Annotated in this window: 15 protein-coding genes; 9 read left to right on the top strand and 6 right to left on the bottom strand. The window is 62.6% G+C overall.

All coding sequences use genetic code 11. The features are described from left to right. Nucleotides 1–285: 285 nt before the first annotated feature. The 3 genes from ACIQ3B_RS04270 (at nt 286) to ACIQ3B_RS04260 (ending at nt 3,389) form a co-directional block, all read left to right on the top strand. Nucleotides 286–2,619: a TonB-dependent receptor gene (locus ACIQ3B_RS04270; protein WP_397400083.1), complete on the top strand. Its 2,334-nt coding sequence runs from the start codon at nt 286–288 to the stop codon at nt 2,617–2,619. 144 nt (nt 2,620–2,763) lie between these two features. Next, nucleotides 2,764–2,991 carry an AbrB/MazE/SpoVT family DNA-binding domain-containing protein gene (locus ACIQ3B_RS04265; protein ID WP_397400082.1) on the top strand — a complete coding sequence of 76 codons (228 nt, stop codon included), beginning with the start codon at nt 2,764–2,766 and terminating at the stop codon, nt 2,989–2,991. Continuing rightward, nucleotides 2,988–3,389: a type II toxin-antitoxin system death-on-curing family toxin gene (locus ACIQ3B_RS04260; protein WP_397400081.1), complete on the top strand. Its 402-nt coding sequence runs from the start codon at nt 2,988–2,990 to the stop codon at nt 3,387–3,389. The genes ACIQ3B_RS04265 and ACIQ3B_RS04260 overlap by 4 nt, the downstream gene beginning before the upstream one ends. Here ACIQ3B_RS04260 and ACIQ3B_RS04255 read toward each other — a convergent pair. Next, nucleotides 3,386–4,063: a nitroreductase gene (locus ACIQ3B_RS04255; protein WP_397400080.1), complete on the bottom strand. Its 678-nt coding sequence runs from the start codon at nt 4,061–4,063 to the stop codon at nt 3,386–3,388. The two genes, ACIQ3B_RS04260 and ACIQ3B_RS04255, sit on opposite strands and share 4 nt — an antisense overlap. 139 nt (nt 4,064–4,202) lie before the next feature. On the opposite strand from ACIQ3B_RS04255, the gene ACIQ3B_RS04250 reads away from it, so the two are divergent. The 3 genes from ACIQ3B_RS04250 to ACIQ3B_RS04240 all read left to right on the top strand — a co-directional run bounded on the left by ACIQ3B_RS04250 (nt 4,203) and on the right by ACIQ3B_RS04240 (nt 6,987). Beyond that, a complete protein-coding gene (locus tag ACIQ3B_RS04250) occupies nt 4,203–5,366 on the top strand; it encodes an MFS transporter (protein ID WP_397400079.1) in 1,164 nt (387 codons plus the stop codon). A 63-nt stretch (nt 5,367–5,429) separates the two neighbouring features. Then, entirely contained in the window at nt 5,430–6,449 is a 1,020-nt protein-coding gene (locus ACIQ3B_RS04245) for an NAD(P)-dependent alcohol dehydrogenase (protein ID WP_397400078.1), read from the top strand. Between the two features lie 10 nt (nt 6,450–6,459). Continuing rightward, nucleotides 6,460–6,987: a VOC family protein gene (locus ACIQ3B_RS04240; RefSeq protein ID WP_397400077.1), complete on the top strand. Its 528-nt coding sequence runs from the start codon at nt 6,460–6,462 to the stop codon at nt 6,985–6,987. Here ACIQ3B_RS04240 and cysN read toward each other — a convergent pair. The 3 genes from cysN to ACIQ3B_RS04225 all read right to left on the bottom strand — a co-directional run bounded on the left by cysN (nt 6,984) and on the right by ACIQ3B_RS04225 (nt 11,602). Next, nucleotides 6,984–8,870, bottom strand: coding sequence for a sulfate adenylyltransferase subunit CysN (gene cysN / locus ACIQ3B_RS04235; RefSeq protein ID WP_397400087.1), 1,887 nt, complete (start codon nt 8,868–8,870; stop codon nt 6,984–6,986). The two genes, ACIQ3B_RS04240 and cysN, sit on opposite strands and share 4 nt — an antisense overlap. A 17-nt stretch (nt 8,871–8,887) precedes the next feature. Further along, nucleotides 8,888–9,793, bottom strand: a complete 906-nt coding sequence (gene cysD, locus ACIQ3B_RS04230) for a sulfate adenylyltransferase subunit CysD (protein ID WP_397400076.1) — start codon at nt 9,791–9,793, stop codon at nt 8,888–8,890. Between the two features lie 153 nt (nt 9,794–9,946). After that, a complete protein-coding gene (locus ACIQ3B_RS04225; RefSeq protein WP_397400075.1) occupies nt 9,947–11,602 on the bottom strand; it encodes a calcium-binding protein in 1,656 nt (551 codons plus the stop codon). A gap of 392 nt (nt 11,603–11,994) precedes the next feature. Between ACIQ3B_RS04225 and ACIQ3B_RS04220 the strand changes: the two genes are divergently transcribed. Both ACIQ3B_RS04220 and ACIQ3B_RS04215 read left to right on the top strand, forming a co-directional pair. Further along, nucleotides 11,995–12,432: a sugar phosphate nucleotidyltransferase gene (locus ACIQ3B_RS04220; protein WP_397400074.1), complete on the top strand. Its 438-nt coding sequence runs from the start codon at nt 11,995–11,997 to the stop codon at nt 12,430–12,432. Nucleotides 12,433–12,585: 153 nt separating this feature from the next. Then, on the top strand, nt 12,586–13,407 hold the full coding sequence (locus tag ACIQ3B_RS04215; protein WP_397400073.1) for a PEPxxWA-CTERM sorting domain-containing protein: 822 nt from the start codon (nt 12,586–12,588) through the stop codon (nt 13,405–13,407). 284 nt (nt 13,408–13,691) lie between these two features. Here the strand turns inward: ACIQ3B_RS04215 and ACIQ3B_RS04210 are convergent, their stop codons facing one another. Then, complete coding sequence (locus tag ACIQ3B_RS04210; protein WP_397400072.1) at nt 13,692–16,070, bottom strand: glycosyltransferase family 4 protein; 2,379 nt, start codon at nt 16,068–16,070, stop codon at nt 13,692–13,694. A gap of 249 nt (nt 16,071–16,319) precedes the next feature. Here ACIQ3B_RS04210 and ACIQ3B_RS04205 point away from each other — a divergent pair, with 249 nt between their 5' ends. Next, nucleotides 16,320–17,240: a glycosyltransferase family 2 protein gene (locus ACIQ3B_RS04205; RefSeq protein WP_397400071.1), complete on the top strand. Its 921-nt coding sequence runs from the start codon at nt 16,320–16,322 to the stop codon at nt 17,238–17,240. A 13-nt stretch (nt 17,241–17,253) separates the two neighbouring features. Here ACIQ3B_RS04205 and welK read toward each other — a convergent pair whose 3' ends face one another. Next, nucleotides 17,254–18,342, bottom strand: a complete 1,089-nt coding sequence (welK, locus tag ACIQ3B_RS04200; RefSeq protein ID WP_397400070.1) for a beta-1,4-glucuronosyltransferase WelK — start codon at nt 18,340–18,342, stop codon at nt 17,254–17,256. Nucleotides 18,343–18,532 lie beyond the last annotated feature (190 nt).

Below are 18,532 nucleotides of genomic sequence, written 5' to 3'. Positions count from 1 at the left end.
CCACACCCGATACGACCGATGCGCACACACCTTCATGTCCGCCATCGCTCTCGCTGCCACCGTCATCTTCTGGCTATGATCAATGAGTCCTGAGCCTAAATACAACGGTCTACGCCAAAGGTTTGCCTAACCCCTCGGGAAAAGACGTGCGCGCGATTTATTCATCCAACTGTCTCCGAACTGACATTTACAGCCGATAGGGCCCTCTAAGTTTGTAAATTTGAGGACGTGATGACAGTTTATTCAATTCGCAGAATGGCGTTATACACAACATGTGCTTCAGCATTGCTGGCAAGTTCGGCCGCTATTGCTCAAGTCAATACGGCAGGTAGCGCTGATTCTACGGCTATTGAAGAGCTGATCGTTACCGCACAGAAGCGCGAACAGCGCACCCTCGACGTTCCGATCTCCCTGACGGCGTACTCCGGGGACTTCCTGGACGAGGTCGGTGTGCAGGAATTCGAGGAACTCTCTCTTTTCGTCCCGGGTTTCGAAGTCCAGAACCAGTCGCCCAACAACCCGGGCTTTGTTATGCGTGGCATCACCTCGGATGACGGTGGCTCCACGGTCGAGCCCCGCGTGTCGGTCTTCCAGGACGGGGTGTCGATCTCCAAGTCGCGTGGGTCGTACATCGAGCTCTTCGACAACGCCCGCATCGAAATCGCCAAGGGGCCGCAATCGACCCTGTTCGGGCGCAGCGCCCTGATCGGCGCGGTGAACATCGTCCAGAACAAGGCTGACCCCAGCGGCTTTGCCGCAGCGGCCAAGTTCGAGGCCGGGAATTTTGCCTACCGCGGCATCGAGGCGATGGTGAACGTGCCGCTGAGCTCCACGTTCGCCGTTCGCTTTGCCGGCCGTATCAAGAAGCGCGATGGCTTCGTCGAAAACCTGCTGGGCGGACGCGACTTCAACTCCACCGATACGGCCGCCTACCGCGCCGTTCTCAATTGGCAGCCGAACGAAAGCCTCGATGCAGACCTGATCTTCAACTACGAGGAAAACAACCCGTCAGGTACGTCATTCAAGTCGCTGACCTATCTGCCGACCGAGACCCTGACTGGCCGGGTTCTGGGCGATCTGGGTCGGAACTCCGGCGCGGCTCTGGCGTCCAGCGACGGCTTTGCGGGCGGACGCGACCTGGGCCTGGAGCGGACCACCTGGGGCGTAACCGGTCTGGTCGGCTACAAGATCAACGAGACGCTTCAACTGTCCTCGATCAGTGCATACCGCCGCTTCAAGTCTCTGGAAATTTTCGACGCAGACGGCTTCTCGCTGCCGCTCTTCGTTTTTGCGGAAGACGCGCGCGGTGAGCAGTACAGCCAGGAATTCCGGATCAACTACGACAGCGGCGAGCGCCTGAGCGCCTTTGCCGGCGTCGGCTATTTCCACGAAGATGGATCCCAGGCCGTACCGCTGCAGTACAATGAACGCGTATTCGCCGCGCGCACCACGCCGGCCCTGGCCGGCCTGCTGGGCTTCACGGCGCCGAACGTGGGTTCGCTGGACGCCATCAACTCGGCGGCCGCGCTCAGCACGCTGAAGCTGGTCCACCGCGAGACCTTCCAGAACTACGGGCGCACCACGTCGTACGATGTGTTCGCTGACGCGACCTACAAGATCACCGACCAGTTCGAGGTCTCCGCCGGCATCCGCTACAGCAACGACGACAAGCGCTCCGGGTTCCGCGGCACGCTGGACAATGGCGGGTCCGTTCTGACCAGCGGTTCGGCGGCCAACGCCGCCAATCCGGCCACGGCGCGCGGCATCTTCCTGCAATCAACGCCGGGCGGCCTTCCCCAGTACCAGTCCTTCTCGGACTCCGGCGTTACCTATCGGGTCGTGGGCCGCTACGCCGTGTCAAACGACATCAGCCTGTTCGCCGCCTATTCGCGCGGTCGGCGTCCGGAGGTGTTGTCACCGGCAGCGCCTGCGGCACCGCAGGGCAACGTCCGCTTCACAGAGGTCGCCGCGGAGATCGTCGACTCCTACGAAGCCGGCGCGAAGACCCAGTGGCTTGATCGTCGTCTCTCGCTCGAAGGTTCGGTCTATCACTTCTCATATACGAACTTTCAGACGAGCATCCAGACCGCTCCGGGCGTGTTCCAGACGATCAGCGCCGGCGACGCCTCGTCGACGGGCTTCGAGGGCCAGGTCAACTGGAAGCCGACCGGCCAGCTGACGTTCTTCGGCACCTATGGCTACAACAACGGCCGCTTTGACAATGGTCGCTTCGAGGGCAACAGCTTCCGCCTCTCGCCGGATCATACGGCGTCATTCGGCCTAAAGGTTGTCGTACCCGTGTGGGAAGGCGATCTGACCTTCCTGCCGACCTACACCTGGCAATCGAGGGTCTTCTTCGACAACGACAACGATATCCCGGCGCTGCAGAGCACCGGAGACCGGGTTCAGGATGAGGTCCAGGGCGCCTACGGTCTCATGAACATGCGCGTGTCCTACCAGCCGACGGACGCGAACTGGCGGGTTGAGGCCTTCGCCTCCAACCTGTTTGACCGTGAGTACATCAAGGACGCCGGCAACACGGGCGGCGCCTTCGGGATCCCGACCTTCATCGCCGGAGAGCCCCGCTACTTCGGCGCGTCGTTCTCGATCAAATACTAGGCCGTTTCAATGTGACGATCCCCCTCCGGTCAGCCCGCTCTTCAAAGGCGGCCGGGGGGGGTGATGTAGACGATATCGAACGTGTGGCGTGCCTCCAGGTTTTACGTGTGTTACAACGCTCGATAACCTCAAGGGTCTATCCCCATGCTCGCTTTGAAAATCATGCAGGTCGGAAACTCCGTCGGCGTGCTGCTGCCCAAAGAGGCTCTGGCAAAGCTGGGTGTACAGAAGGGCGACGTTCTGTACCTCACCGATGGTGCGGAGGGCGATATGCGCCTGTCTGCCTACAGTCCAGACGTTGCGGAACAGATCGCGCTTGGTGAGGCGTTCATGGATGAATATCGCGACACGTTCCGCGCTCTGGCGAAATGACCGCCGAACCCCGCTGGGTTTCCAAAGAGGCGCTGTTGGCGCTGCATGACCGCAGCATCTCCCTACATGGCGGGGCTCCCGGCCTGAGGGATGATGGCCTGCTCGACTCCGCGCTGACCCGACCGGCCAATCGCTTCCACTACGAAGCCGTCGATGATGTCTGTGCCCTCGCAGCCACCTGCCTCGTGGCGCTGGCCAGCAATCATCCCTTCACGGATGGCAACAAGCGCGCGGCGTTTCTGGCGGCTGGCCTATTCCTACGCCTGAATGGCCGCCGGCTCATCGCCTCCCAGCCTGTGGCCGCGCGCAAGGTCCTGGCGGTCGCAGCTGGTGAGCGCGACCTGGACGCGCTGGCCGGGTGGCTGCGGACGCATTCGGTACCGGAGCCCGGCTCCTAGTCCCCAAACCCCACGAACACCGTCGCCTCTTCCACCGACTTGCGTTCCGACACCACGGCGTTGGCCGGGAAGGTCTCATCCGGCCAGCCCAGGGCGATGCTCTTCATGATCACCTGATCGTCGGCGATCCCGGCATGCTCACGCACCACCGGTGACTGCATGATGCCCTGGCTGTTGATCACGGCGCCAAGTCCGCGCGACCAGGCGGCGTTGACCAGGGCCGTCGCCACGGCGCCGCAGTCGAAGGGGGTGTCGTCGCTGCCGGCCAGCACCTTGTCATAGGTGATGATCACGCAGACCGGCGCATCGAACTGACGAAAGCCACGCATCACCCAGTCCTGGCGCATCGCTGCGTCATCGCGCGCAATGCCCATCGCGGAGAACAGCTGTTTGGCGACGCCGATCTGCCGCTCGCGGTGCTGACCTTCAAAGGCCTGGCCGATGCGGAATTCGCGCGAGTGAGGAATTCCCGCCAGATTGCGCTCGGTATTGCCGGCGCGGATCCGGTCGAGCGGCTCGCCGGTGAGGACGTAGAAGTTCCAGGGCTGGGTGTTCATCGACGACGGCGCGCGCATGGCCAGACCGATGATTTCCTCGATCAGCGCCTTCGGGACGGGATCGGGCTTGTAGCCACGAATGCTCCGGCGGCCGAGGATTACGTCGTCAAATTTCATTCTGGTGTCCCTGAGGCTGGCGCGGTTGGCAAAGCGCTTTAGCCGTATCGATTTCCGGTGTCGACCAGCCCGGCATTCTTCCGGCGGCGTGTGCGCCATAACGGGGCTGTCGGGTCGCGACTCCCTGTAAGGACGCCCTATGTCGCTCCCCGTCCGGCTGGGCCTGTTCTATTCTGCGATCTTCATCGGTGTGGGCGCGGGCTCGCCCTACATGCCGCTGTGGTTCGCCGAGCGGGGACTGACGGGCGCCCAGATCGGGCTGATCCTGTCGCTGCCGATGATCGCGCGGGTGTTCACGGCGCCCTTGCTGGCGGTCTGGGCCGACAGTTTCCGGCTGCGGCGCACGGCGCTGGTTTTTCTCAGCCTGATGGTGGCCGTCGCCTACGCCCTGATGGCGCTGCCGCTGGGGTTTGCGGGCTGGACTGTGGTCTGGTTCGCCGCCTCGTCGGCGCTCTCCACCATCTCGCCGCTAACGGACGTGATCGCCCTCAAGCGAGCCCGGCATGACGGGTTCAACTTCGGCTGGCCGCGGGGAATGGGGTCGGTGGCCTTCATGGTGGCCAATGTCGGCATGGGCGCGATCCTGACCTGGGGGTCGCCGGATCTGGTGCTGGTGTGGATTACGGCGGCGGTCGGCCTGACAGCAATCGGCGCGCATCTGCTGCTGCCCCCGGACCCCGTGCACGAGGCAGAGCAGATTCCCACAACGTCCGGCCGCTTCGCCGGGATCGGCGCGTTACTGCGCGATCCGGCTTTCATGACGGCTGCACTGGCGGCGGGCCTGATCCAGTCGGCGCATGCCTTCTACTATGGCTTTTCCACCCTGGCCTGGAAGGACCAGGGCATCCCGGCCAGCATGACGGGCATCCTCTGGGCGGTGGGCGTCGGTGTCGAAGTGGGTTTCATGTGGTTCCTGGAACCCTGGCGGCGACGCATAGGCCCCAGGACACTGCTGGTGATCGGCGGTGTCGCGGCCGTCGCGCGCTGGACCGCGCTCGCGTTTTCACCGCCGCTCTGGCTACTGTTTCCGCTCCAGGGGTTGCATGCGCTGAGCTATGCGGCCGTCTTCTTCGCCTCGCTGCAACTGGCCGAGCGGCTATCGTCTCCCGCCGACGCCTCGGCGGCTCAGTCCATCAGTTCGGCCCTGTCCGGTGGTATTCTGATGGGTCTGGCGACGCTGGCCTCCGGGCCGCTGTTCGACCGCTTCGGCGCGTATGGCTATCTGCTGATGAGCGCCATGGCCGCCGCCGGGCTGGTCTGCGCCTTTCGTCTCTATGGCGTCAGGAAGCTGGACCCAGCCTGACGTGGCGACACGCTTGATCGCGCGGGCTGCGCCGCCAACTATGGCTGCGAACGGAGTATCTTCATGCGCGCACTGAACGTCACCGCCCCCTGGGGCCTGGATGCGATCCAGGTGGTAGAAGCACCCGACCCGACTCCGGGGCCCGGTCAGGTGCTGGTTCGGATGAAGGCGGTGTCGCTGAACTACCGCGATTTGCTGATGGTCAACGGCATGTACGGCCGCGGGGCCGCCACGACGGCTGACGTGATCACGCCATTCTCCGACGGCTGCGGCGTGATCGAGGCGGTGGGCGCGGGCGTCACGAAATTCAAGGCCGGCGACCGGGTCGCCACCCTGTTCTTCCAGAACTGGAACTCCGGCCCGCCCAACCTCGAAAAGCTGATGTCGGCTCTGGGCTTTCCGATCCCGGGCGCTGGCGCGGAACTGCAGGTCTTCGGTCAGGATGGCGTGTCCAAGGTCCCGGAGTTTCTGACCGATCAGCAGGTCGCCACCTTGCCCTGCGCGGGCCTGACGGCATGGCGGGGTCTGTTTGAGGATGCGCGGCTGGAGCCTGGCGACACGGTGGTGTTGCAAGGCACAGGCGGCGTCTCGATCTTCGGCCTGCAATTCGCCAAGGCCGCCGGTTATCGCACCGTGATCACCTCGTCATCCGACGAGAAGCTAGCCCGAGCCCAGGCGCTGGGGGCTGATCACCTGGTCAACTACAAGACCACGCCCGCATGGTCAGGACCCGTGCGCCAGGCCACCGGCGGTCGCGGGGCGGACTTCATCATGGAAGTCGGCGGCGGCGGCACCATTCAGGAAAGCATGAAGGCGATCCGGATCGGCGGTCACATCGCCATCATCGGTGTGGTGGCAGGCGCTGGGGACCCTTTCAACCCTGCCGCCCTGATCGGCAACTCGGCCAAGCTGCAAGGCTTGTCTGTAGGCTCACGCGACATGTTCGAAGCCATGTGCCGCGCGCTTGATTTGCACAAGATTGGCCCTGTGGTGGATAAGGTGTTCCCCTGGACCGATGCCAAGGCGGCGTTTTCCGCCATGGCCGGGGGCGAACACTTCGGCAAGATCGTGCTGCAGTTCTAGGGGAACGGCCATGAAGACCAAGGGAATCAATCACCTGGCGCTCGTCTGCCATGACATGGCCGAGACGGTGAAGTTCTACACCGAGGCGCTGGGCATGCCCCTGGTCAAGACGGTGGAACTGCCTGGCGGTGGCCAGCATTTCTTCTTCGACTGCGGCGGCGACACCCTGCTGGCCTTCTTCTGGTGGGCCGATGCGCCGCCGGCCGCGCCGGGCATCGCCTCGGTAAAGGCGTTCCCGATGGATCCCAAGACGGCCGTGGGCTCGATGAACCACGTGGCCTTTGATCTGGACGAAAGCGAACTGGAAGGCTCCATCGCGCGGCTCAAGGCTGCGGGCGTCGAGGTCTCGGTGCCGGTGGTGGTCAACCACGACGACAGTCCGATGGGCGCTTCGGCCGAGATGCACGACGGCGTCTGGGTGCGCTCGGTCTACTTCCGCGATCCCAACGGTATCATGCTGGAATACGCCGCCGTCCTGCGCGACTTCACCCCGGCGGATGTGGCCCATGAGCCGGCGCGGGCGGTGGTTCCGGCTTAGTTGGAATTCAGCCAGACGTAGATCGCCTCGGCCGCCTGCTCCGGAGTCATGGCCGTGGTGTCGATGCGGATCTCCGGGGACTCGGGCGCTTCATACGGGCTGTCGATGCCGGTGAAGTTCTTGAGGTCGCCGGCGCGGGCCTTGGCGTAGAGGCCCTTCACGTCGCGTCGTTCAGCCTCGGCCAGCGGGGTGTCGATAAACACCTCGACGAACTCGCCCGCCTCGGCCCGCTCGCGCGCCAGCTGTCGCTCGGCCCGGAAGGGCGAGATGAACGAGACCATCACGATCAGGCCCGCATCCACCATCAGGCGCGAGACTTCGGCGACCCGGCGGATGTTCTCAACCCGGTCGGCGTCGGTGAACCCTAAGTCCCGGTTCAGGCCGTGTCGAACATTGTCGCCGTCCAGCACATAGGTGTGGCGACCCTCGGCGTGCAGGCGTTTTTCCAGCAGGTTGGCGATGGTTGACTTGCCGGAGCCGGACAGGCCCGTGAACCAGATCACCCGGCCCTTTTGGCCCATCGCCGCGGCCCGGGCGGCCTTGTCGACGTCCATGGCCTGCCAGTGGATATTCTGGCTGCGCCGCAGGGCAAAGTGCAGCATCCCGGCGCCGACCGTGCGGTTGCTCAGGCGGTCGATCAGGATGAACCCGCCCAGATCCTTGTTGTCGGCATAGGGGTCAAAGGCGATCGGCGCGGAGAGCGACAGGTTGCAGACGCCGATCTCGTTCAGCTCCAGCCGGGTCGCGGCCAGTTTCTCCAGGGTGTTGACGTTGACCTTGTATTTCGGCTCGGCGACCTGGGCGGTCACGGTCCGCGCGCCCAGCTTCATCAGATAGGGCCGACCGGGCAGCAGGGCCTCATCGTCAAACCAGACGATAGTACTCTCGAACTGATCCGCCACCTCGGGCGGCTGGCCAGCCAGCGCGATCACGTCGCCGCGCGAGATATCGATCTCGTCGTTGAGGGTCAGGGTGATCGATTGACCTGCCACCGCTTCAGGCAGATCGGCGCCCAGGGTGACAATCCGCGACACCGTGCTCTCCCGGCCCGAGGGCAGGGCCTTGATCCGGTCGCCGGGTCGGATAACGCCCGACGAGACCAGACCCGAGAAGCCGCGGAAGTCGAGGTCCGGCCTGTTGACCCACTGAACGGGCATCCGGAACGGGCGCGCCTGCAGGTCGTCCTCGACCGGCGCATCCTCCAGCCAGCGCAGCAGCGGCGCGCCGGCGTGCCAGGCCATCTTCGAGGACGGCTCGGTGACGTTCTCACCCTTCAGCGCCGACATCGGAATGGCGGTGAAGTCGGTGATGCCGATCTGGAGGGCAAAGGCGCGGTAGTCCGCCAGGATCTCGTCGAACCGGTCCTGACGGTAGTCCACCAGGTCCATTTTGTTGATCGCCAGCACCACGTGGCGGATGCCCAGCAGGCTGACGAGATAGCTGTGGCGGCGTGTCTGGGTCAGCACGCCCTTGCGCGCATCGATCAGGATGATGGCGGCGTCGGCGGTGGAGGCGCCCGTGACCATGTTTCGGGTGTACTGCTCGTGGCCGGGCGTATCGGCGACGATGAACTTGCGCTTGTCGGTCGAGAAGAACCTGTAGGCCACATCGATGGTGATGCCCTGCTCGCGTTCGGCGGAGAGGCCATCGACCAGCAGGGCGAAGTCGATATCGCCGCCCTGAGTACCGACCTTCCTGGAGTCAACCTCCAGCGCCGCCAGCTGATCCTCGAAGATCATCTTGGAATCGTAGAGCATCCGCCCGATCAGGGTCGACTTGCCGTCGTCCACCGAGCCGCAGGTCAGGAATCGCAGCAGCGACTTGTGCTGGTGATGGTGAAGGTAGGCTTCGATGTCCTCGGCGATGAGGTCCGAGGTGCTCATTTCGTAGGTGGAGGTCATCAGAAATAGCCCTCCTGCTTCTTCTTCTCCATCGAGGCGGCCTGATCGTGGTCGATCATCCGGCCCTGACGCTCGCTGGTGGTGGTCAGCAGCATTTCCTGCACAACTTCCGGCAGGGTCGACGCCTTGCTTTCGACGGCGCCGGAGAGGGGATAGCAACCCAGGGTCCGGAACCGCACCGACTTCATCATCGGGACCTCGCCGGGATGGAGCGGCATGCGCTCATCGTCGACCATGATCAGCGTGCCGTCGCGGTCCACCACCGGGCGTTCAGCGGCGAAATAAAGCGGCACGATCGGGATGTTCTCCAGGTGGATGTATTGCCAGATATCCAGCTCGGTCCAGTTGGAGATCGGAAACACCCGAATGCTTTCGCCGGGGTTCTTGCGCGCATTGTAGAGCCGCCAGAGTTCCGGCCGCTGGTTCTTGGGATCCCAGCGGTGGCCGGCCGAGCGGAAGGAGAAGATGCGTTCCTTGGCGCGGGACTTCTCTTCATCACGCCGTGCGCCGCCGAAGGCAGCGTCAAAACCGTACTTGTCCAGCGCCTGCTTGAGGCCTTCGGTCTTCCAGATGTGGGTGTGGAACGCCGAGCCGTGGGTGAACGGGTTCACATTCTGGGCGATGGCGTCGGGGTTCTGGTGGACCAGCAGGTCCATGCCCAGTTCCTGCGCCATCCGGGCGCGCATGGCGTACATATCCCGGAATTTCCAGGTGGTGTCCACGTGCAGCAAGGGGAACGGCGGCCGCGACGGATAGAAGGCCTTGGCCGCCAGGTGCAGCATCACGGCGCTGTCCTTGCCGATGGAATACAGCATCACCGGCCGCTCGGCCTCGGCCACGACCTCCCGCATGATGTGGATGCTCTCGGCCTCTAGCCGCTGCAGGTGGGTCAGGGGGTCGGACAAGGGTGATGCAGGCTCAAGGAGACAAGGCGCCGGGGTGTGCCTGCCAGTTAGAGTGGCGCCGTGATCGCCGCAACCCGAGCGGCGCCCAGTAATTCTTCTTGCCCTTGCAGGGAAGGTCGGACTGGTAGCGCCCTGGTGTGTGGGTTCTGATCGCTAGACGATCCATCCATCCGGGAGCATCGAGATATCGACGCCCACCAGGATCATTTGGTGGCCGGTGTCCATAACAATCACTGTGTCTGCCCCCACTTGCACCAAGCTGTAGGTGGTTCCGGGGGCCAGAACGACGCGGTCGCCCTCAGCAAAGTTGAAATCCAGAATGCGATCGATGCCAGCGTCTTGCGACCCGTTGAAAGTGTCTGAGCCGGTACCGCCACTGATCGTGTCGTCGCCACGGTCTCCAGACAGAAAGTCGTCCCCTGCGCCGCCGTCCAGAACATCATTGCCTTTGCCGCCGCGGACCCAGTCGTTTCCAGCCTGGGCGTCGATGATGTCATCGCCCTGATTGCCGTTGATGTCGTCGAAGGTGGCATCGCCATTCATGAGATCGTTGCCCTCGCCGCCGCGGAGGTAATCGGCACTGGCGGCCCCGATGATGGTGTCATTGCCCGAACCGGCAAGAACCTTCGTCTCGTCAGCCGCGGCCACGATGTATTCACCGCCCGATACGACGACGGTTGCACTGGCCCCTGGGGTCGGTGAGGGAGCTGGGGCAGGCGCAGGCGCGGGGGCCGGAGCGGGAGCAGGAGCAGGAGCAGGAGCCGGAGCCGGAGCAGGAGCAGGAGCAGGAGCCGGAGCCGGCGCGGGAGTAGGAGCGGGCGTAGGCGCAGGATCAGGCACGGGAGTAGGAGCAGGCGCGGGAGCGGGAGCGGGAGCGGGAGCAGGCGCGGGAGCCGGAGCAGGCGCGGGAGCCGGAGCAGGAGCAGGAGCCGGCGCAGGAGCCGGCGCAGGAGCCGGAGCAGGAGCCGGAGCCGGCGCAGGAACTACCGCGAAGTTCTCGAGGCTGACATCGTTCAGACCGCGACCTGTCAGGATCACCGCGTCATCCGCGATTCCGTTGTTGTTGGCGCTGTCGGCGAACACAACGAGGTCCGCGGACACGGCGACAACGACCAGATTGGCCGAACCCGAGCCAATCAGGCCATTGGCCAGAGCGGTCGCGGCTGCATAGTCTGACGCGCTTGTCTCTACGTAGTCAGAGGTGCCGGCTGGCCGGCTCGCGAAAGAAAGAAAGTCGCCTGAACCCCAGTCGGAAACTTTGTCCGAGAAGGTGGCGCCTACGGCGGATTGGCTCAGGACTACATTGATAACATCCATACCAGCGCCGGTCTGGATGATGTCGCGGCCGGCCCCGCCGTTGATGGTATCGTTACCCAGGCCGCCGTCGAGCGTGTCATCGCCGCTCCCGCCAGAAATCAGATCGTTGCCCGCAAATCCCCGCAACAGGTCGTCGAGCGGACCGCCGGTGATCGAGTCAGCATCGGCAAATATAGCTTCCTGCGCAGCCGCGGTGTCACCCGCAATCATCCAGCTTACAAACGCGGTCACGCTGATTGAAAAGCCGGTCAGGCTGAAGGCCACCTGGCCCAGATATTGATCTTCGAGCCCTGTGATGGTGCCGCCCGAGGGTTTTCCGGCACCATCAAAAGTGAAGCCTGAACCGGAGAAGGTGAGCCACTCGTCGCCGATGACGACGACGTAGCTGGTGGCGGTCCGGGATTGCACCGTGCCGCTGGCCAACAGGCCCACGTCGAACAGGTCCATGTTTGTGCCAGCAGGAAAGTCGCTGGTAACGATTCCAGACGTCATAACTGATCCCTAAGCTAACCTCCTTTTGGGATTCAGGTTTTAATATGCGGTGGACTATTAAGGTTAATTGCGCGTTAACATCTCCAACTCTGTATTAGCTCGCGAGAAAATATAACCTGACAAAATCTAAATAGAGCGAATAACGTTGCAACAAAAATGTTTTAAGTATTATTCAAATATTGTATTAATGTTGAAAATAACTAATATATGGATCAATGTTTCAGATACTATTGAACAAAAATTTGGCCTATTGTCGCGCTGGAGTATTTGTGTTCACCGAATGAACCGAGTGGTCAGAGCAAAACAAAGCGTGCGGTGATGGCTTCATCGCCGATGAATCCAGCTTACTGATCTTAGGCGACAACATCTTCTTCGGGCAGAATTTCACCTAGATGTTGGAGTCTGCTGATGCCCGCAAGAATGGCGCGACGGTTTTCGGCTGTCCGGTGCATGACCCGGAGCGCTATGGAGTTGTCGAGATGTTACCGGACAACCGGGCTCTGTCCATCGAGGAGAAGCCCGCGAAGCCCAAGTCGAACGTTGCGTTAACGGGCCTGCATTTCTATGACGGCGATTTAGGCCGGATGGCGATCAATCTGGAACCTGCGGCGCGGGGCGAACTTGAGATCAAGGCCCTGAATGCGTTTTACCTGAAGCAAGGTGATCTGCACGTGGAGGTGCCGGGCCGAGGCTTTGCCTGGGAAGACGCGGGCGCCCACGACAGCCTGATCCAGGCCGGTGAACTGATCCGAACCTATGAGCAGCGTCAGGGCCTGCGGATCGGCTGTCTCGAGGAAATCACCTTCGAAAACAACGCGAAAGACCGCTAGGCATTGCTGAAACAGGCCGATGTGCTGGCCAGGAATAGGTGCGAGACTTATCTGCGGGTTTTGGCGGAGCAGGGGAAGGCTGACCCCGGAGCGTCACTGATTGCGCGATAAGAGTGAAACGTACTCGCCTCTCAGGGGAATAGAGTTGCAGGCTTGGCTGGCGCACGCTTTAAGCTGTGGGACACCATGAACGTGGTTCGATGGATCGGATTTGGAAATGTGAACCGGCTATGGGTTTTGCGCTTCTGGAACATGGTGTCTCAGATTGGTATTTTTGATTTTGAATTGGAGTTTCGCCTTATGAACACTTTCACAAAATATGGCGTCGCTGCGGCGACGTTTCTCTCCTTGGGGCTGGCGGCCAATGCTTCGCAGGCGGCTGTCTATATTGGCCTGTCTATGAATGGCGGAGCTATCTCTACGCAAGTGGATGCAGACCCTTCTGCTGATTCAGCGGCTTTCTTTGGATCCTTCGGAACCTTCGACCTCAATTTGGTGACGGGTTCCAACCCCGGCGCGCCAACACTGCTCGACAGCACCACAAACAATGCTTCGACAGCGACGGCCGGCATTCTCGATGTTTACATTACGCGCGATAACATTTCGGCTCCATTGAACCTGATTGGGTACAAGACATCTTTCACCACAAATGCGCTCCCGACAGGCTGGACGGTTCGCCAACGGTCCTATGTTAATACCGTTAACACCCTCTACACCGGTGGAACGTTGGTCGGCGACGTAATGTTCAACACCTCCAATTCGACGGCCGTTCAATTTGCTGCGCCGATAGCTATCGCCGGCCCGTACTCGGTGACCACACGGTACACCATTGCCGCGTCGGGCGCAGGCAGTTCGCTTTCTACCATGACTTTGGCTGCGGTGCCGGAACCCGGTACCTGGGCCCTGATGATCATGGGCTTCGGTGGCGCCGGCGCGATGCTTCGCTCGCGTCGTCGGTCGGCGGTCACCGCCTAGACCGATCATACTTTGATCCGTCGTTAGACTACCGCCGCTCCAAAGGGAGCGGCGGTTTTCTTTTTGGATGGGTGCAATGCGCCGACAACCGAATCTCTACAGACGTGCGCGCTGGAGCTTCGAGCGCCGGACGCGGCAGCGGTGACTAGAGCACCGATATCCGGCGAAGGGTGAGCAGCGGTCCGACCCGTTGAACATGCGTTCACATTCCAGCTCCTGCGGGGCCGCAGGCGTGGGCTGATCGATTTCGCGCCAAGGGTTTCTGAAGCCCGGCAGTAGAGAATTCAGGCCAGAGCTAGATCGAGGATATCCTCGTGCCGTCCCCGCCAGGAATTTTGCCGCAGAAAGGTCTGGCGCTCCGCCTCGGGCATAGGGCCGTCCCGGAGCGCCTGCTGGATGGGCTCGATGAATGACCCTCCGGGCGGTACCAGGCGTACGGACCGGTGTACGTTTCGAACGGGCGAAAGCGCGGTCACCACGGAGGGGCGTCCGGCGGCGCAGTACTCATAGACCTTCAACGGGCTCATGGACTCGGTCAGCGCATTGCTGTGATGCGGCATGATGCATACATCGGCGCTATGCGTCAGGCCAATGACTTCCGAGTGTGGCAGCGGCTCGTGAACATGCACATTGGGTAGGGCGGTCAGTTGGGCGACAACAGCCATGTTGGCCGGGGGCCCCACCACCAGGATCGACGCCGTCGGAAAGCTGGATGAAATCTGGCGGATGGCCTCGATGTCCAGCCGCTCGTGAATCGCGCCGAGATAAAGGATGCGGGGCTCGGGAAGCGGCGTGAGCCAGGCCGGGATCTTCCAGGGCGGCTGCCACTCCTCAGGCGAAATCCCGTTGGGAACGACCGCGTGAGCGCCTTTCGGTGCGATCCTTTCGATCAGGGTTGCAGAAACTGCGCACACCCGAGTACCGCGCTCGCTCATGATGCGATAGGCGGCGTCGAAATCGGACCACTGCCGTCTCAGAGCAGGAAGGGCCGCCCAATCGTCCCAAGCGTAATAGGTGACGGGGCCTGCCCAATCCAGTTCGCCGAAAGCGGCATAGAACGGATTGGTCGTGATCAAGGCGGGTCTCTCCAGCCCCAGAAGCCTGGCCTTGGCGCGCAGCAGCCGATCATAGGCTTCATAGGTCTTGCGGAGTGACGCCTCCCCGAGGCCATCGTTCTGCTGAAGGCGAAGCGGCGAGACCAGAGCGGTGGCCGCGTCTGCCGGAAACACGGCGTTTCGCTGAACGATTCGGCGCGCAATGGCCCGCGGCGCACTGCGGTACGGGTTGGCAATAAGGAGCCGGCCCACCCGTTCGTGGGTGAGGAGCGTCTTGGCTAGTCGGTCCGGGGAAAAGATCTCGCGCCTGACCGCGTCCGCCCAGGTTTCATGCCAGAAAGTGAAGACGACGTCGCGCGCTGGCGCGCCAGAGGCGCCGAGGCGTTTTCCCGACCGAGAGGACGAAGCAGTCCTGGCGGCTCCATGCGGCGCCGCGCCCGCACGGCTGGCCTGGGCCACGGCTTCCTGCGCGGAGATATAGCACTGTTCCAGACGCTCGGCCGCAGCTGCCCAGGTAAGGGCGTCGCGGTTGGCCAGAACCGATGCCCTCATCAGCTTCAGACGCTCCGGCTCGGTCGCAAGCATATGCATGTGTCTTGCGAGGGCGTCGATATCACCTGCGCGATGAATCAAGGCCGTGACATTGTCTTGGCACTCGGCGCCGGCCGCGTCCGACACCAGAGGTACGGCGCCGCAGCCCTGGGCCTCGTACGTTACGAGGGCGCTTCCCTCTTCGAAAGAGGGCAGCAACAACACGTCCGCAGTGCGCATGACCCCGGCGGTATCATCCGTAAAGCCGTGGAAGGTGACGTTGGTGAGATCGGCATACTTGTCCAGCACCTCCCCGTAGCCCGGGACTATGCGCCCATAGATCGAAAACCGCGCATCGGCCGGCAAGCCGGCGCGTCGCCAGGCTTCCAAGGCCACGTGGACTCCCTTCCTGGGCTCCACGGATCCGATGAAGACCGCGTGGAAGGGACGCGACCGCGCCTCTGAAGCCGGTGTGAACCCGGCGGCGTCAAAGCCGTACTGGTGGCGCAAGAGCTTTTCTGGGGGTATTCCCCTAGCCAGGAAGGTGGCCTTCACATGTTCCGACGGGACCAGAAGCCGCAGCGCCGCCGCGTATTCCGCCTCCTCCCGGCGAAGCCGCTCGGCGTTCAGCAAGTGGGAGTGGCCTTTAGGCAACTGGATTCGGAGATCCGCACAGACCCGCGCCACAACCTCATAGGCGTTCGCCGTATGGGTGTTGGGAACCTCACGGACCAGCGGAATTCCCAGTTCCGATGCGACCCCCGCTGTGGCGAGCGCTGCGCCGGGCCAGCAGTGGACAACATCGTAGGCCTGGGCATGAGTTCGCAGATGCGACGCCACCCGAAGATCGTGGTAAACCATGGTTCGATCCATGCCGAGCGCGCGGTGCGGGATTCGCAATCCGGCCACCACCATGGTGTTGATCACACCCGACAGAAAGTCGGCGTTGGCGTGTGAACTTGCGGTGATCACCTGAACCTTGTGGCCGCGGCCCAGAAGCCCGCGAACTTGTTGGACAGCCGTCGTGCCAATGCCGGCCGCGCCGATCGCGTGCGGGAAACTGTACAACACTCGCATGCTCGACCGTCTAGCATTGCTCTCTTGGCTAGGCACTAGGAAGTTCGAGGCGCTGGAGCAACACCCTGCGAACAGGCTAAGCTGGTCCTATCTGGCTCGCGACCGGCGCGTAGCCAACACAATGGAGCGCGCCCCGGTGTGGAGGCACAGACCGACCATCGAACCGTTGGAAACCGATCACTGCGTCGCCATAGAACTGCTGCGCCCAGGTTCCAGTTCGACCCCTTTCAGACGCGGATGACCTCGGGCGTGCACGTTTCCATCTGCATCGTCGCTTTTCGCAATACCAAGGACATAGTCGGGTGTCTGGAGGCGCTTGGGCGTTCGACCTACGCTGATTTCGAGGTGGTCATTTGCGAGAATGGGGGCGAAAGCGCCTATCGCGCCCTTGTGGACGTACTGACCCCGAATCTCCCTACGGGACAGCCTGTCCAGATCATCTCAGCACCTGAGAATCCCGGTTACGCCGGAGGTGTGAATATCGCCATGCGGGCGAGCCCGGACGTAGACGCCTGGTGGGTGCTGAATCCCGATACTGCGCCCCACGAGGCGGCCTTGGCCCGTCTGGTTGAACGCCTTCAGGTCGGAAATTGCCAGGCGGTGGGATCCACCGTGCACTCGGCGTCAGGCGTGATCCAGAACAGGGGCGGAAACTGGAACGCCTGGCTGGCTCGCGCCGTATCCCTCGAGCAGGGTCTCTCTATCGAGGGCGGTCGCCCGGTCGCCGAGCTTGAGGCCAGGATGAACTACCTCAGCGGCGCTTCGATGATTGTAAGTCGCGAGTTTCTTGAGCGTGTCGGTCCGATGCGCGAGGACTATTTTCTGTACGCTGAGGAGGTCGAATGGTGCGTCCGCGCCCAACAGTTGGGTTGTCGCCTCGGAATGGCGATCGATGCCCGTATCCCGCACCAGCAGGGCAGCTCGACCGGTTCGGTCAGTCGGATCGTCGATCGACATCATATGCCTGTCTACCTGGACGAGCGAAACAAGATGCTTCTGACCCGGGACAGGTTTCCGTTGCGGCTCCCGGTAGCGGCGGTATCGGCCTTCCTGCTGCTGTTTCTCAGATTCGGTCGTCGAGGCGCCTGGAAACAGTTGGCCTACGGCATTTCCGGCTGGATGGCGGGACTGCTCAACCGGCGCGGCAAGCCGCCCTGGCTCGAGGCGTGACGATATCGCATTCTCAGGGCCGGGTTGGATCGCGCTGCAGCTGAGGACGTTTGCGGCGTTCGGGCGCCTGGTCGAGCAGGCCCGTCAGAAAGCTCATTAGTGCGACCGGATCGCTCGTGGCGGCAACGGGCTGCCTGAGCCTCGCCCGGGATATCGCGTCGCGCAACTCATCGACCGTGTTGGCCACCAGGATCAGGCCGCGATCCTCGAACGCCTTGGTGATTTCGGCCTGATGGTCGTCATAGTGCTCGCCGATAGACGCCAGCCGCGGCATCGCGATCACCTGACATCCCTCCCGCAAGGCCGTGATCAGTGATCCTGTCCCGCCGTGACACAGGACGATCGCCGCCTCCTGGAGGATCTTCTGAACTTCGTCGAACGGCAGAGTTTCCACTACTTCCACCCCATCGGGCTTCAATCCTCCATTCCCCGTCTGAACCAGCAGGCGCTCTGGGATGGCGCCTTCCAGCTTCAGTTTGCCTACGCTCTCGACCAGACGATCGAACGGCAGAGTCGCGCCGACGGTTGCGAAGAACATTCCGGATTTCGGCGGAGGCGCCGCCAGAATGCGAAGTGGATCAAAGATATGAGCCCGGGGGTAGAAGCGACTGAGCTTTGGTGACTGGACAACCATGTGGTGGGCCAACGGCGAGGCCAGTCGGCCGAAGAGCGATGGCCCTTCGAAGCGCGCAAAGGACTCGATGACCACCACGCAGGCGCCCATAAGCCGCGCCCACACCACGGGGAAGAAGACTGCGCCGGCGCCCGAACTGATGATGACATCCGGGCGCTCCCTCAGGATGATCGCTGCAGACCTGAAGAAACTCGTCCACGCCGAGAGCAACATGCGCAGAGGCGCCCCGAGTTTGGCCTGGCCCCAGGCGAAGTGGGGCAGAAGATAGGTGCGGTGACTTTCGTTCAGAGTCTGCCCCAGCGCCGTGTCTTCGGTGACAAAGAAATAGTCGTGCCGGGACCAGACGTCCTTCAGGTCGAGAAGCTGGCGCACGTGCCCACCGCCTGATCCCGCGAGGCAGATGCGAATCTTCCCGGGGCTCGCCTCCTTCGCGCGAGGCGGGCTCCCCACAGTCTCCTGGTTCCGCATCGCCGTCACTTGCCACCCATTGTATTGTCCTGTCGGACCTAGCCTTGCAAACATGGAGGTCATGCGGCGACTGCACTTTACGGATCGGTAACGCCGACCTCATTTGTTGAAGAGGCCCGCTTTGTTTGCCAAATTCCGGAGTAGGGATGAAGTTTGCGGCGAATACGCCGTCGTGCCAGAACCTAGCAAT

This window comes from Phenylobacterium sp., from assembly GCF_044358365.1.
Lineage (GTDB): Bacteria > Pseudomonadota > Alphaproteobacteria > Caulobacterales > Caulobacteraceae > Phenylobacterium.
Note: the sequence above shows the minus strand (reverse complement) of the source record. Positions and strands in the feature narration are given on the sequence as shown.

Coding starts and splice junctions, on each gene's coding strand:
- ACIQ3B_RS04265 (WP_397400082.1), top strand. CDS start 2,764: ATGCTCGCTTTGAAAATCATGCAGGTCGGAAACTCCGTCGGCGTGCTG.
- ACIQ3B_RS04260 (WP_397400081.1), top strand. CDS start 2,988: ATGACCGCCGAACCCCGCTGGGTTTCCAAAGAGGCGCTGTTGGCGCTG.
- ACIQ3B_RS04255 (WP_397400080.1), bottom strand. CDS start 4,063: ATGAAATTTGACGACGTAATCCTCGGCCGCCGGAGCATTCGTGGCTAC.
- ACIQ3B_RS04250 (WP_397400079.1), top strand. CDS start 4,203: ATGTCGCTCCCCGTCCGGCTGGGCCTGTTCTATTCTGCGATCTTCATC.
- ACIQ3B_RS04245 (WP_397400078.1), top strand. CDS start 5,430: ATGCGCGCACTGAACGTCACCGCCCCCTGGGGCCTGGATGCGATCCAG.
- ACIQ3B_RS04240 (WP_397400077.1), top strand. CDS start 6,460: ATGAAGACCAAGGGAATCAATCACCTGGCGCTCGTCTGCCATGACATG.
- cysN (WP_397400087.1), bottom strand. CDS start 8,870: ATGAGCACCTCGGACCTCATCGCCGAGGACATCGAAGCCTACCTTCAC.
- ACIQ3B_RS04225 (WP_397400075.1), bottom strand. CDS start 11,602: ATGACGTCTGGAATCGTTACCAGCGACTTTCCTGCTGGCACAAACATG.
- ACIQ3B_RS04220 (WP_397400074.1), top strand. CDS start 11,995: ATGTTGGAGTCTGCTGATGCCCGCAAGAATGGCGCGACGGTTTTCGGC.
- ACIQ3B_RS04210 (WP_397400072.1), bottom strand. CDS start 16,070: ATGCGAGTGTTGTACAGTTTCCCGCACGCGATCGGCGCGGCCGGCATT.
- welK (WP_397400070.1), bottom strand. CDS start 18,342: ATGCGGAACCAGGAGACTGTGGGGAGCCCGCCTCGCGCGAAGGAGGCG.